The sequence below is a fragment of the Pseudooceanicola marinus genome (assembly GCF_002786295.1).
GTDB classification, from domain to species: Bacteria; Pseudomonadota; Alphaproteobacteria; order Rhodobacterales; family Rhodobacteraceae; genus Pseudooceanicola; species Pseudooceanicola marinus.
Genome location: NZ_PGTC01000010.1, coordinates 30,306 through 42,764, shown reverse-complemented (window position 1 = coordinate 42,764; position 12,459 = coordinate 30,306). Strand labels below are relative to the sequence as shown.

The following is a 12,459-nucleotide window of genomic DNA, read 5'->3' as shown; positions in this document are numbered from 1 at the left end:
CCGTGGGAGGCCGCATCGCCCCCGACCACGGACACAAGGCTCGGCCATGCCACGATGGCCAATGAAAGCCGGGCGCACCCCAGACGGGGGTCCGCCCCTCGATCCGATGTTTCCGGGGTCGCCCCTCTCCCTGAGGGCGGCCTACCCTCCCGGCGGCATCGGCTGGGGGAGCCCCGCGGGCTCCCCCGCCCTCAGCCAGACGCGCGCAACGGCTGGGCGTCACCGAAACGGTCGTTCCGACATTCCCTCACTGTCTCTGGTCACAACACGTCAGCCTGCGCCCTTCGTGCCGCATGCGGGGCCTGTGCTGAAAAGTCAGCGGATGGACGTGGCGTCAGATGGCCATGCGTTGCCCGACCCGAGCCTGCAGAAGCCCCGCCAGCTGTCCAAGGTCCGAGCCTAGCGGTTGGTCCTCCGCCAGCCGTGCTGACAGGTGATCTGCTGCCGCCTCCAGCTCTTCGTCCCCCGCACAGCGCGCCACGCCGTGTAGGAACTGCCCGAGATAGGCCAGCGTCGCCGTGTCGGTATTCTCCTGCAGCAGCTCAGCCGCATGGGCCATATCGTCCTTGTAGGCGACCGGGTCCGGCTCGATCGGCTCCCCCGAAAGGGGGCGCGGGCCCGACCTCCGGTATTCCTCGGGCAACTGCGCCAGAATCGCCTGCTGGAACGCCGCGAGGCTGGTCATTGGTTTCTCGAAGAAGATCTGCGCGCCGGCCTCACGCGCCGCTGCCTCCACCCCCGGATCGCCCGACATGGCCGCCACGACGCCCAGACGTGCGGCGCCACGGGTCAGATCCCCGATCAGCTCGGCCCCCGAGCCGTCGGGCAGGCCCAGATCGACCACCGCGACAGAGGGGCGATAGACCTGCAGGTGACGGCGGGCGGAGCGCAGGCAATCGGCGCGACGGATCCGGGCACCGGATCGCAAGCACAGCAGCCGCAGCGCCTCCGAGGCATAAAGGCTGTCCTCGACCACCAGCACGGTCAGCCCCAGCATCGGGCGGGTGGCGGTCGGGGCGGCGATTGTCTCAAGCGGGTCCATCGGATGTCCTCCTGCGGCCGGCAGGGCCTGACCTCAGGCTAGGCGGGAGAAGGTGAACGCCAAGTTAAGCGCACGGGGACGCGCCGCGCCGTCGCCACGGCACCGCGCGTCGCTGCGGTGTGACGCCGCGACCTGTCTGGCGTGCTTGCGTGCCGCCCCCCGGACAGGCGATAAGGGCGCAGGTGAGGAAGAGGAGACCCCCCATGATCGGCCGCCTGAACCATGTCGCCATTGCTGTCCCTGACCTGGAGGCCGCGGCAGAGCAGTACCGCTCGACCCTGGGCGCCGAGGTCGGCGCGCCGCAGGACGAACCCGATCACGGCGTCACCGTGGTCTTCATCACCCTGCCCAACACCAAGATCGAGCTGCTCTATCCACTGGGCGAAAGCAGCCCGATCCAGGGTTTCCTCGACAAGAACCCGGCGGGCGGCATTCACCACATCTGCTATGAGGTGGACGACATCCTGGCGGCCCGCGACCGGCTGCTGGACCAGGGCGCCCGCGTCCTGGGCGGCGGAGAGCCGAAGATCGGCGCCCATGGCAAACCGGTTCTGTTCCTTCACCCGAAGGATTTCAACGGCACCCTGATCGAGCTGGAGCAGGTCTGATGGGCATCACCTCTGGCATCGTCCTCTACGCGGTGATCTGGTGGATGACCCTGCTGGTCGTCGCGCCGCTGAAGCTGAAGACGCAGCAGGACATGGGCCGCGTGCTGCGCGGCACCCAGTCGGGCTCGCTGGAGGTGCACCACCTGAAGCCGAAGCTGTGGATCACCACCGGCGCGGCCACGGTGCTTTTCGTCATCATCGCGGGCATCATCCTGTCAGGCTGGATCACCGTCGAGGATCTTGACTGGTTCAACCGTATGTCGCCCCCGGTCACGGCGGGCTGAGCGCCCCGCCGGGCGCCCGACCCTGCTCATCCGACAGCTGGAAATACTCTCGCCGAAGGCATGGCCCGGCACGGGCCAACCAGCGCGCGACAGATGAAAAAGGCGCGCCCTGCGGGCACGCCTTGCCTCCGGCGGGAGTATTTTGGGCTGTCGGATGAAACTAGCGGCGCTTGGCGGCCAGCCCGTGGAAGATATGGGTGAAGGTCGCGGCCCCCAGGATCGGCACCACCAGGTTCAGGATCGGCACGGTCAGCGGCACCGCCATCAGGATCCCCCCCAGCCAGATCGTGCCCATGTTGCGGCGGCGCAGTTCCTCTGCCCCCGCGCGGCCCAGGCGTCGCATGGCGGCCAGGGTGAAGTATTCGCGGCCCAGCAGGTAGCCGTTCAGCCCCCAGAAGATGAAGGGCGCCAGCGGCGCCAGCAGCAGGTAGAAGACCAGCGCCACCAGGTTCGCCAGGATGATGACGCCCAGGAAGCCCAGCGTGTCGCGCAGGTCCTCGGCGAAGCTGGTGCCGGGCACCGGCGGCAATTCGGGGTAGTGCCGGTCCTCCACCGCCTCGGCCACCTGGTCGAGATACATAGAGGTGATGGCCGAGGCCACCGGCACCATCAGGAAGACCGAGACCACCATCATCGCCAGCAACCCACCGGCAGCGGCCAGGTCGTTCAGCCAGGGCACCGTGCCGATCCAGGGCAGGCTGGCGTCATCCCCGATGGCCCAGCCTATCCCGAACCAGGTGATCCAGGCCGCCCCCGCCAGCAGCACGATGGTCAGCCCGACGCCGATGAACAGCACCCGGCGAAACCGCGGATCCCCGGTCTGGCCGAGCGCCCGGGTGAAGCCCGAAAGGATCAGTCCGAGATCCATGTGGTGATCTCCTTCAGCTCAGGGCGCGGACGCTCGGGCGGCGTCACCTGTTCGGTGCCGTAGAAGATCAGCCCGGCGATGCTTTCCTCGGGCGAGAGCCCCAGGCCCTCCTCGACGAAGCCACGGTCGAAGCAATGCCAGCCGGTCAGCCAGCTGGCGCCCCAGCCCGAGGCGAGACCTGCGTTCAGCGCCGCCAGGCAGACGGCCCCGGCGGAGTAAACCTGTTCGATCTGCGGCACCTTGGGCGAGGGTTTCGGGCTGGAGACGACGGCCAGGCAGACGACGGCATCGTCGAACTGCTTCACGCTTTTCGCGATGTCGGCCTCGGATTTCTCCAGCGCGGCGCCACGGGTGCGGACCAGGTCGGCCAGCCGCGAGAAGGCCGCGCCTTCCAGCACGACGAACCGCCAGGGTTCCAGCTTGCCATGGTCGGGGGTGCGGGCGGCGGCGGTCAGGATGACCTCCAGCTCCGCGCGCGAGGGGCCGGGGGCCGCCAGGGTCTTGGCCGGGCGGGAACGGCGGGTCAGCAGGAAGTCCAGCGCCGCCTGGTTTCTCTCGGGCATGGGGTCTCTCTTCGGATGGAAGGTTCCGGGTCAGGGGCTATGTCGGCCCTGGGCCCAGGGGTTTCAACCCGAAAGGCCCGGGGCCGGATGCGGGTCTAAACGAGCGCCGCCGCGATCTCGCCGATCACGCCCGAGATATAGGCGTTGAAGCCGTCGTTGGGCTGGCGGATGCGCACGGTTTCGGCCATCGGATCCTCCACCCGGATCTGCGTGCCCGACAGTACCTCGATCACGCGGTGGCCACAGAAGGGCACGTAGACCTCGGAATAGCCGCCCTCGTGCACCATCAGCAGGCGCCCCTCGCAGAGGCGCTCGGCCAGGGACTTCATCCGGGCGGTCATCTCGCCGTAGGTCTCCATCGTGCAGCACATGCGTGCGATGGGATCATAGATCCCGGCGTCGAAGCCGCAGGCGACGATGATGACGTCGGGCTTGTAGTCCTCCAGCGCCGGCGCGACGATCCGGTCCAGCACCTCCAGGTAGCCGACATGGCCCACGCCGGGCGGCAGGGGGATGTTGATGTTGTACCCCTCGCCCGCGTCGCGGCCCCGATCGGCCAGGGCGCCGGTGTCGAGGGGATAGTTGTTTTCCTGGTGGATCGAGATCGTCAGCACGTCGTCGCGATCGTAGAAGATATGCTCGGTGCCGTTGCCATGGTGCACGTCCCAGTCCAGCACGGCCACGCGCGGCGCCTCACCCCGGGCCTTGGCGGCCTCCACGGCGATGGCGATATTGGCCATCAGACAGAACCCGTTGGGCCAGTCGGGCAGGCAATGGTGCCCCGGGGGGCGCGACAGGGCATAGGCGTTGTCGACCCGGCCCGCCATGATGTCCGCAAGCGCCGTCGTCGCCAGCCCGGCCGACAGTGCCGCGATCTCATATCCGCCCCGACCGAAGGGCGTGCGCAGGCCCAGCTCTCCGCCGCCCGCGTCCGACATCGCCTTGAACTCATCGAGGTAGCTTGCGGGATGGACCCGCAGCAGATCTTCGCGGCTGGCCTCGGGGGCGGAGGAGACATGCAGCTCCGAGGTCAGGCCCGACACGTCCAGCAGGTTCTTCAGCCGGCGCTTGGTCTCCGGGCTTTCGGGCAGTCCGCCGGCGGCCAGCGGCTGCACGTAGCCGCCCACGGGCAGGGTCAGCGCGTAGTTTCCCCCCGAATGCCAGAAGCACCGTTCGTCCCAGTAGAATCCTGTCCGGTTCGTCGGGTCGGTTGACATGCTTGCGCCTCCTGGTGTCTTTCGTCGGACGCAGACTGATCCGGGGCGGCCCGGGTTGCAAGGGCCGGCCGTCCCCCGGCGCACCGCCCGCCGGCCCGGCGCCGCCGCCCCTGTCCGAAAGGAAGGCCCATGGCCGCGAAGCTTCCCGATCTGACGCACCTCGCCCACCCGGGCCGGGAGATCGCCACGCGGGTCACGCCGAAGGCCTCGCGCGACCGGATCGCGGAAGGCGAGGACGGCACGCTGCGTGTGCATGTCACCGCCGTGCCGGAGGACGGCAAGGCAAACGAGGCGGTGCGCAAGATTTTGGCGAAATCGCTGGGGCTGGCCAAGACACGGCTGGTGCTGATCCGGGGCCAGACATCGCGCGAGAAGGTTTTCCGCATCGACGACTAGCCGGCGACGCGGCGCCCGGAGCCGTGGCGGACGTCAGCCGACGGCCGGCGTCGCCCGCGTGGCGAGGGTATAGCTGCCCTCGGGCAGGTTCAGCGCGGCACCGAGGTCGCGCAACTGTGCCATCGACAGGGTCACGCGGACCACTTCGTCCGTGCGCGGGTCGTATTGCTCGACCGTGATGCACTCGGCAAAGGCGTTGACCGCCACGTCCTCTTGCAGCGGGGCCGGCCCATCGTCGACAAGCGTGACAACGGTGCAGTCGAATTCGTGCTCAATCGTAAACATGCATTTACCTTACCCCCGGTCAGGCCAACCGCAAATGGGTGATTCCGGCAAGACCGCCTTCTCGGGACTGTATTCATCCCGCGCATCGTCTATATGATGGGTTTCGCGCCGCCCCGTCGCAGCATGCCCGCCGCCGGGCCGGCCTGCGACCAACCCACCCCCCTATCACTCTTACAAGACCAGAACCGGATCCCGCCCTGACATGACTGCCCTGCGCTCCTTCCTCGCTGTCCTTATGCTGCTCGGTCTCGGCGCCTGCGCCCTGCCGACGGGGGCCAACCGGCTGTCGCCCGAGGAATCCGCCGAGCTGCGCCAGAAGGCCGACCGGGCGGCGCGCCAGTTCGCGGAGGTGGTTGAAACGGTGGAGCCGGTGGCCGAACGCATGTGCCGCGAACGGCGCGAGGATGACCGCTGCGCCTTCCGCATCGCCATCGACAGCCGCGGCCGGATGCCCGCCAACGCCTTTCAGACGCTGGACACCGATGGCCAGCCGGTCCTGATCTTCACCCTGGCGCTGATCGCGGACATGCAGAACCCTGATGAGCTGGCCTTCGTGATGAGCCACGAAGCCAGCCACCACATCCTCGATCACCTGAAACGCCAGCGCGACTACGCCGCCCAGGGGGCTCAGGTCTATGCCGATGCCGCCCTGCGGGCCGGGGCCTCCAAGGCGGCGGTCCGCCGTGCTTCGGAGATGGGCGCAGCCTATGGGGCCCGCTCCTACTCGCGGCAGTTCGAGCTGGACGCGGACTACCTCGGCACGCAGATCGCCCGCGCGGCGGGGTACGACCCGCTGCGCGGCGCGCTCTATTTCGACCGGCTGCCCGATCCGGGTGACAAGTTCCTAGGCAGCCACCCCCCCAATGCCGAACGCATGGCCACCGTGCGGCGGGCACTGGCCGCGCGCTGATCCGCGCGCGCACAGGCAAGCCGACGCGAGAAGGGCTCTCCCCCGCCTCTGTCCCGGAGCCTCCCCCCGCGGTATTTCCAGCAAAGAGAATACCACGGGCCCCGCGGGCCATCGGCGGCGGTGTTACCCATGGTTCGCGGCTCAGAGCGGCCAGAGCAACGGGATGACCAGGCTGACCACGATGCCCATCGACAGGTTCAGCGGGATGCCCACCTTCATGAAGTCGGTGAACTTGTAGCCGCCGGGGCCGTAGACCAGCATGTTGGTCTGGTAGCCGATCGGCGTGGCGAAACTGGCCGAGGCGGCGATCATCACCGCGATGACCAGCGGCCGGGCGTCGACCCCCATGGCCTGCGCCAGCCCCACGGCAATCGGCGTCATCACCACGGCCACGGCGTTATTCGAGACCAGCTCCGTCAGAACGGAGGTCAGCAGGTAGACCGCCCAGACCACCAGTACCGGCGGCAGCACGGACATCGCCGGCGCGATGGCCCGCACGATCAACTCCACCGCGCCGGTGTGTTCCAGCGCCGCGCCGATGGCCAGCATGGAGAAGATCAGCGCCAGCAGGCGCCCGTCGACGAAGCCGAAGGCCTCGTCCGCGTCGATGCAGCGGGTCACCAGCACCAGCGCCACCGCCATCACCGACAGCATCAGGATCGGCGCCACGCCGAGGCCCGCAAGGCCCACGATACCGAGGATCGCCAGGATGGCGATCGGCGCCTGGGACCGGCGATAGGCGCGTTCGCTGGGCGTAGCCACATCGACCATGTCCATCTCGCGCGCCAGGCGGCGGATGTCCTCGGGCGCGCCCTCCAGCAGCAGCGTATCGCCCACGCGCACCACCAACTCATCCAGCTGCAGCTGCCGGCCGATGTTCTGGTTCCGCCGGTGCACCGCCAGAGGATAGACGCCGTAGCGCCGCCGCAGCCGCATCGAGCCCAGAGACCGGCCCACCATCTTGCAGCCCGGGGTGATCAGCACCTCGACGGTGGTCGTCTCCACCGCGCTGACCTGATCCACGCGCTTCAGGCTCTTGTCGCGCTGCAGGCTGAGCAGTTCGGAGATATGGCTGCGCAGCACCACCCGGTCACCGACCTGCAGTTCCACCCCCTTCAGGTTGCGACGCAGGCTTTCGTCGCCGCGCAGCACGTCGATCAGGCGCACACCCTCGCGCTTGAACAGCTGCACACCGGTCACCTCGCGCCCGACGAGGTTGCTGTCGGGGGGAATCACCGCCTCGGTGAAGAACTTCATCTTCGAGCGATCCGACAGCATCGAGGCCATGGAATCGCGCCCCGGCAACAGGAAGCGCCCGACCACCAGCAGGTAGAAACAGCCCCAGCCGACGACCACCAGGCCAATCGGTGTGACCTCGAAGATCCCGAAAGGCTCCAGCCCCTGGGTGCGCGCCACGCCATCGACCAGCAGGTTGGTCGAGGTGCCGATCAGGGTCAGCGTGCCCCCCATGATGGCGGTATAGCTAAGCGGGATCAGGAGCTTGGAAGGCATGATGTCGAGCGTCTTCGCCATCTGCACGAAGACCGGGATCATCACAACGACCACCGGCGTATTGGACACGATGGCCGAGGACAGGGCCACGAAGGCAAAGAGAATCGCCAGGGCCAGGATCGGCCGGCGGCTGGCCTGGGACGTGGCTGTCTGGGTGAAGGCCTCCAGCGCGCCGGTCCGCACCAGCGCCCCCATCACGATGAACATCGCGGCGATGGTCCAGGGCGCCGGATTAGACAATACCGGCAGAGCCAGGTCATAGGGCAGCAGGCCCAGGAGCAGCATCAGCGAGATGCCGGCGATGGCCACCACCTCGGTCGGATAGGTCTCGCGCACGAACAGCACGAACATCGCCACGACGACCCCAAGGGTCAGCAGCGCTTCGCCGGTCTGCGAAATGTCGATAGCCAGCATCCTAGCTGCACTCCCTCAGCGATGGCATTCGCCCGACGCCGATCTAGGCGCAGCAGCCGGCGGCATGCAAGCGCCGCGCGTGCGGCACCGGGGCGTCCGGCGCCCGGTTGCCCTTTGACCAGGCATCATGAGGATCAGCCCGCCTCGACCGGTCCGGGGCCGGAGGCCGAAAGCCGCCCGCCCTGGCGCACCATCTCGACCCGGGTGGCGCGACCGGTGCGATCATCGGTCTCGGCGTAGAGACCGCTGACGGTGGCCGCCCCCTCGGCAGGGGTGAAGCGGCCCTTGGACATGCCGGTGACGAAGCGACGCATCGGCTCGCCCTTGTCCATGCCGATGACCGAATCGTAATCGCCGGTCATGCCCGCATCGGACTGGAAGGCAGTGCCCCTGGGCAGGATCTGCGCGTCCGCCGTGGGCACATGGGTATGGGTGCCCACCACCATCGAGGCGCGCCCGTCGCAGAAGTGACCCATGGCCATCTTCTCCGAGGTCGCCTCGCAGTGCACGTCGATAAGCGCAGCCTGCACCAGCCCGCCCATCGGGTACTTGCGCAGCACGGCATCGACCTGGCTGAAGGGGTCCTCGAAGGGGCGTTTCATGAAGACCTGGCCCAGCACCTGGGCGACCAGGACCTTGCGCCCGTTCGTCGCGTCGAACACGCGCGCGCCGACGCCGGGGCATTCCTTGGCGAAATTCAGGGGCCGGATGATACGCTTGTCCGCCTCGATCGCCTGCAACATGTCCTTCTGGTCGAAGGCATGATCGCCCAGGGTCACCACGTCGGCGCCGGCATCCAGGATCAGCTTGGCATGGGCGCCGGTCAGCCCCGCGCCGTGGCTGGCGTTCTCGCCATTGACCACGACGAAGTCCAACCGCCAGGCTTGCCGCAACTTGGGCAGCCACTCCGTGATGGCGGCACGCCCGGCGCGCCCCATCACATCTCCGAGAAACATCATCCGCATGGGCCAAGCCCTATGCCCCCCGGCGGCAGGAGGCAAGTGTTTCGGCGCGCCGCTCCACGCGGACGGGCGGGAGGGGGCGCTGCCCCCCGTCTCCGTGCCGGAGCCTCCCCCCGGAGTATTTCCGACAAGGTCAAGAGGCGGGACCGCGCCAGCGAGGCATCCGCCGCGAGGGCTCCTGCGTCCGCACCCGTCCCAGACAGAGGGAGGGACACAGACCGGGTGCTGTCCCAGCCCTTCACCTTGTCGGAAATACTCCCGCCGGAGGCATCGGCCGTCAGGCCGATCCGCTCAGCAGGAGGCCGCAGGTCCCCGCCGGGCGGGAAAGCGGCGTGCCAGGTTGGCGGCTGCCCTGCGATCCGCAGCATCTTCCGGGCCCCGCGCCCAGGGCCGGAACCGCATGCGGAAGGCGGCGAAGGCGGCGGCGGGGTCCTCCATCGGATAGCCGATCCGTGGCAGGCTCTCGGCCAGGGGCGCGTCGTCGCCAGCCGCCGGGTCCGGCCAGATCGACAGCCCCTGCAGCGCCAACCGACGCCAGTCGAACTTCGGCCCCGGATCAGCCTTGCGCGTCGGCGCCATGTCGGAATGCCCGATCACCCCTTCGGGCGGAATGGACCAGCGGTGCAGGATCTGCGGCAGCAGCCATTCCAGCCGCGCCATCTGGCGTTCGGCGAAGGGGTTGGGCGCCGGGTTGGCCAGCTCGATCCCGATGGAGCGGGAATTGACGTCATCCAGCCCGCCCCAGCTTCCCAGCCCGGCATGCCAGGCCCGGCGGTCCTCCGGCACCATCTGCCAGAGACGGCCATCTTCGGAGATGACATAGTGAACGGAAACGGGGGTCGGTTCGGCCCTCGGGTCCGCCAACCGCTCCAGCGCGGCCTCGGCGGTCTCCATGGCGGTGTGATGCAGCACCACGAGATAGGGCCTCAGCCCGTCGCGGCGGTCGTTCTGGTTGGGGGAGGCGTAGGGTTCCGCCCCCTCCTGCCAGTGGCTCATCCGATCACTCCGACGCGCCCTGCGCGGCCTTGCGGAAGGGCGCGGGATCCCAGGTGCAGGCGAAACCATCGCCATCGGGGTCGAGCCCCATGCGGTCGCGCTGCGGGCCGCCCTTAGACAGGAAGTCGGCCTGGGCCAGATCGGGCGAGGCGTACTTGGCGCAGTTGCGGGTATAGCGCGCCTCGGCGTTAATGCCGATCCGGGTGTAAAGCGGTGTGCCCACGGAATGGGTGGTTCCCAGGGCATAGGCGGCCAGGTTCGGACCGGTATCCGCCCGCTCGGGCAGGGCCTCGGGCTGGATCTGTTCGTAGCGGGCGCGGTTTTCCTGGATGAACTCCGCGTCTTCCTCGATCGAGCGTTGCTGATCGACGGCGCCGAAATCGTTCTCCTCGGAGATGCCCAGCGGGTTCACAGCCTCGGGGGCGGGGTTCGCGGGGCTGGCCTCCAGCGGCGCTTCGCCGGAATTGGCGGTGGCCGCGTTCAGCGCCGCCTGGGCGTCGGCGGCAATGGCCTCGGCGCTATCGGCGCCCTGGTTGCCGGCGCCGGCGGGCGTGGTCTCGGCCCCGGCAGGCAGGGTGTTCATCGCCGAAAGCGGGCGCTCGCCCGCGGCGTCCTGCTGCCCCGGCAGCGTCTCGGAGGAGACGTTGGGCGGCGGAGCGATGGTCGAGGACTGCAGCTCCGCATCGCGTTGCTGCTGGTAGCTCTGGTAGTCGCCGAAGCCGACGCCGGCGGCACTGTCGGGCACGCCGGGGGTGCAGGAAGCAAGGGCCAGAAGGGCCACGGCCAGGGTAATCTCGCGCATCTGAAACTCTCTCGTACCGCCCGAACGGCCCCGGGGTGGATCGGGCGCCGCGCCACCCGGCGCGGCCCCTTCAGGGCCTAGGAAGCCGGGTTACCACCATTTCGCGGGCTTGGAAACAAACCCCGCCGCCTGCTCCAGCGCATAGGCGGTGTTCAGCAGATCGCCCTCTTCCCAGGGGCGGCCTATCAGCTGCAGACCCAGGGGCAGGCCCTGCTTGTCGACGCCGGCGGGCACCGAGACGCCGGGCAGACCGGCGAGGTTCACCGTCACGGTAAACACGTCGTTGAGGTACATCTGCACCGGATCCGCGCTCTTCATCTCGCCCAGGCCGAAGGCGGCGGAGGGCGTGGCCGGGGTCAGGATCGCGTCGACACCGCTGGCAAACACTTCGTCGAAGTCGCGCTTGATCAGTGCGCGGACCTTGCGGGCACGGTTGTAGTAGGCGTCGTAGAAACCGGCGGACAGCACGTAGGTGCCCACCATGATCCGGCGCTGCACCTCGGAGCCGAAGCCCTCGGCGCGGGTCTTCTCGTACATCTCGGTGATGCCGTCGCCCGCCGCCAGGGTGGCGCGGTGGCCGTAGCGCACGCCATCATAGCGCGCCAGGTTCGACGAGGCTTCGGCGGGCGCGATCACGTAGTAGGCGGGCAGCGCGTACTTGGTATGGGGCAGCGAGATGTCCACGACCTTGGCGCCGGCATCGGCCAGCATTTCCTTGCCACGGGTCCACAGCTGTTCGATCTCCGCGGGGATACCCTCCATGTGGTATTCCCTGGGGATACCGATAGTCTTGCCGCGAATGTCGCCGGTCAGGGCCGCCTCGAAATCGGGCACCGGGAAATCGACCGAGGTCGAATCCTTGGGATCATGGCTGCACATGGACTGCAGCATGATGGCGCTGTCGCGCACCGTCTTGGTCATCGGGCCGGCCTGATCCAGGGAGCTGGCGAAGGCCACGATCCCCCAGCGAGAGCACCGCCCGTAGGTCGGCTTGATCCCCACGGTGCCGGTGAAGGCGCAGGGCTGGCGGATCGAGCCGCCGGTGTCGGTGCCGGTGGCGCCCAGGCAGAGGTCCGCAGCCACGGCCGAGGCAGACCCCCCCGAAGAGCCGCCGGGGGTCAGCGGGGTCTCGTCACCCTCGCGGCGCCAGGGGTTCACGGCATTGCCGTAGGCAGAAGTTTCGTTCGAGCTGCCCATGGCGAATTCGTCCATGTTCAGCTTGCCCAGCATCACCGCGCCATCGGCAAAGAGGTTGCCGGTGACGGTGGATTCATACTCGGGCTTGAAGCCGCCGAGGATGTTCGACGCGGCCTGGCTGGCCACGCCCTTGGTGCAGAAAAGGTCCTTGATCCCCAGCGGGATGCCGCAGAGCGCAGGCGCCTCGCCGCCCTTCAACCGGGCATCGGCGGCCTCGGCCTGCTGCATGGCGATCTCGGGCGTCTTGTGCACGAAGGCGTTCAGCGCGCCGGCGCCTTCGATGGCGCCCAGGCAGGCCTCGGTCAGCGCGGCGGAGGTCACCTCGCCCTTCTTCAGGGCGTCGCGGGCCTCGGCAATGGTCAGGGTGTTCAGCTCGGTCATCTCGTCTCGCCTCTCCGGTCGG

The 12,459-nt window shown here is 68.6% G+C and carries 14 protein-coding genes; 4 read left to right on the top strand and 10 right to left on the bottom strand.

Annotated elements, in window-relative coordinates; all coding sequences use genetic code 11:
- Window positions 1-334: 334 nt before the first annotated feature.
- On the bottom strand, window positions 335-1,042 hold the full coding sequence (locus CVM50_RS04500; protein ID WP_085887830.1) for a response regulator: 708 nt from the start codon (window positions 1,040-1,042) through the stop codon (window positions 335-337).
- Window positions 1,043-1,245: 203 nt separating this feature from the next.
- On the opposite strand from CVM50_RS04500, the gene mce reads away from it, so the two are divergent.
- Window positions 1,246-1,650 carry a methylmalonyl-CoA epimerase gene (gene mce / locus CVM50_RS04495; RefSeq protein WP_085887832.1) on the top strand — a complete coding sequence of 135 codons (405 nt, stop codon included), beginning with the start codon at window positions 1,246-1,248 and terminating at the stop codon, window positions 1,648-1,650.
- Window positions 1,650-1,934: a DUF1467 family protein gene (locus CVM50_RS04490; protein ID WP_085887834.1), complete on the top strand. Its 285-nt coding sequence runs from the start codon at window positions 1,650-1,652 to the stop codon at window positions 1,932-1,934. The genes mce and CVM50_RS04490 overlap by 1 nt, the downstream gene beginning before the upstream one ends.
- Before the next feature lie 160 nt (window positions 1,935-2,094).
- Here the strand turns inward: CVM50_RS04490 and CVM50_RS04485 are convergent, their stop codons facing one another.
- The 3 genes from CVM50_RS04485 to CVM50_RS04475 form a co-directional block, all read right to left on the bottom strand.
- Window positions 2,095-2,802, bottom strand: a complete 708-nt coding sequence (locus CVM50_RS04485; protein ID WP_198431853.1) for an EI24 domain-containing protein — start codon at window positions 2,800-2,802, stop codon at window positions 2,095-2,097.
- The gene (locus tag CVM50_RS04480) at window positions 2,787-3,365 is read right to left on the bottom strand and encodes a nitroreductase family protein (RefSeq protein WP_085887836.1); all 579 of its coding nucleotides are present in this window, start codon (window positions 3,363-3,365) and stop codon (window positions 2,787-2,789) included. Before CVM50_RS04480 ends, CVM50_RS04485 begins: the two co-directional genes overlap by 16 nt.
- A 95-nt stretch (window positions 3,366-3,460) precedes the next feature.
- Entirely contained in the window at window positions 3,461-4,582 is a 1,122-nt protein-coding gene (locus tag CVM50_RS04475; protein ID WP_085887838.1) for a class II histone deacetylase, read from the bottom strand.
- Between the two features lie 129 nt (window positions 4,583-4,711).
- Here CVM50_RS04475 and CVM50_RS04470 point away from each other — a divergent pair, with 129 nt between their 5' ends.
- Window positions 4,712-4,978, top strand: coding sequence for a DUF167 domain-containing protein (locus CVM50_RS04470; protein ID WP_085887840.1), 267 nt, complete (start codon window positions 4,712-4,714; stop codon window positions 4,976-4,978).
- 33 nt (window positions 4,979-5,011) lie between these two features.
- Here the strand turns inward: CVM50_RS04470 and CVM50_RS04465 are convergent, their stop codons facing one another.
- The gene (locus CVM50_RS04465; RefSeq protein ID WP_085887841.1) at window positions 5,012-5,263 is read right to left on the bottom strand and encodes a hypothetical protein; all 252 of its coding nucleotides are present in this window, start codon (window positions 5,261-5,263) and stop codon (window positions 5,012-5,014) included.
- A gap of 202 nt (window positions 5,264-5,465) precedes the next feature.
- Here CVM50_RS04465 and CVM50_RS04460 point away from each other — a divergent pair, with 202 nt between their 5' ends.
- Window positions 5,466-6,173 carry a M48 family metallopeptidase gene (locus CVM50_RS04460; RefSeq protein ID WP_085887843.1) on the top strand — a complete coding sequence of 236 codons (708 nt, stop codon included), beginning with the start codon at window positions 5,466-5,468 and terminating at the stop codon, window positions 6,171-6,173.
- A gap of 141 nt (window positions 6,174-6,314) precedes the next feature.
- Here the strand turns inward: CVM50_RS04460 and CVM50_RS04455 are convergent, their stop codons facing one another.
- From CVM50_RS04455 to gatA, 5 genes are all read right to left on the bottom strand, one after another.
- Window positions 6,315-8,099: an SLC13 family permease gene (locus CVM50_RS04455; protein WP_085887845.1), complete on the bottom strand. Its 1,785-nt coding sequence runs from the start codon at window positions 8,097-8,099 to the stop codon at window positions 6,315-6,317.
- Between the two features lie 134 nt (window positions 8,100-8,233).
- The gene (locus tag CVM50_RS04450; RefSeq protein WP_085887847.1) at window positions 8,234-9,064 is read right to left on the bottom strand and encodes a TIGR00282 family metallophosphoesterase; all 831 of its coding nucleotides are present in this window, start codon (window positions 9,062-9,064) and stop codon (window positions 8,234-8,236) included.
- Window positions 9,065-9,352: 288 nt separating this feature from the next.
- Window positions 9,353-10,057: an N-acetylmuramoyl-L-alanine amidase gene (locus CVM50_RS04445; protein WP_100148434.1), complete on the bottom strand. Its 705-nt coding sequence runs from the start codon at window positions 10,055-10,057 to the stop codon at window positions 9,353-9,355.
- 4 nt (window positions 10,058-10,061) lie between these two features.
- Window positions 10,062-10,859: a hypothetical protein gene (locus tag CVM50_RS04440; protein WP_085887851.1), complete on the bottom strand. Its 798-nt coding sequence runs from the start codon at window positions 10,857-10,859 to the stop codon at window positions 10,062-10,064.
- Between the two features lie 90 nt (window positions 10,860-10,949).
- Window positions 10,950-12,437 carry an Asp-tRNA(Asn)/Glu-tRNA(Gln) amidotransferase subunit GatA gene (gatA, locus tag CVM50_RS04435; protein WP_085887853.1) on the bottom strand — a complete coding sequence of 496 codons (1,488 nt, stop codon included), beginning with the start codon at window positions 12,435-12,437 and terminating at the stop codon, window positions 10,950-10,952.
- Window positions 12,438-12,459 lie beyond the last annotated feature (22 nt).

Bases quoted from the DNA above. Each gene is read 5' to 3' on its own strand.
- CVM50_RS04470 (WP_085887840.1), top strand. From the start codon at position 4,712: ATGGCCGCGAAGCTTCCCGATCTGACGCACCTCGCCCACCCGGGCCGG.
- gatA (WP_085887853.1), bottom strand. From the start codon at position 12,437: ATGACCGAGCTGAACACCCTGACCATTGCCGAGGCCCGCGACGCCCTG.
- CVM50_RS04450 (WP_085887847.1), bottom strand. From the start codon at position 9,064: ATGCGGATGATGTTTCTCGGAGATGTGATGGGGCGCGCCGGGCGTGCC.
- CVM50_RS04440 (WP_085887851.1), bottom strand. From the start codon at position 10,859: ATGCGCGAGATTACCCTGGCCGTGGCCCTTCTGGCCCTTGCTTCCTGC.
- CVM50_RS04500 (WP_085887830.1), bottom strand. From the start codon at position 1,042: ATGGACCCGCTTGAGACAATCGCCGCCCCGACCGCCACCCGCCCGATG.
- CVM50_RS04445 (WP_100148434.1), bottom strand. From the start codon at position 10,057: ATGAGCCACTGGCAGGAGGGGGCGGAACCCTACGCCTCCCCCAACCAG.
- CVM50_RS04490 (WP_085887834.1), top strand. From the start codon at position 1,650: ATGGGCATCACCTCTGGCATCGTCCTCTACGCGGTGATCTGGTGGATG.
- CVM50_RS04460 (WP_085887843.1), top strand. From the start codon at position 5,466: ATGACTGCCCTGCGCTCCTTCCTCGCTGTCCTTATGCTGCTCGGTCTC.
- CVM50_RS04485 (WP_198431853.1), bottom strand. From the start codon at position 2,802: ATGGATCTCGGACTGATCCTTTCGGGCTTCACCCGGGCGCTCGGCCAG.
- mce (WP_085887832.1), top strand. From the start codon at position 1,246: ATGATCGGCCGCCTGAACCATGTCGCCATTGCTGTCCCTGACCTGGAG.
- CVM50_RS04465 (WP_085887841.1), bottom strand. From the start codon at position 5,263: ATGTTTACGATTGAGCACGAATTCGACTGCACCGTTGTCACGCTTGTC.
- CVM50_RS04455 (WP_085887845.1), bottom strand. From the start codon at position 8,099: ATGCTGGCTATCGACATTTCGCAGACCGGCGAAGCGCTGCTGACCCTT.
- CVM50_RS04475 (WP_085887838.1), bottom strand. From the start codon at position 4,582: ATGTCAACCGACCCGACGAACCGGACAGGATTCTACTGGGACGAACGG.
- CVM50_RS04480 (WP_085887836.1), bottom strand. From the start codon at position 3,365: ATGCCCGAGAGAAACCAGGCGGCGCTGGACTTCCTGCTGACCCGCCGT.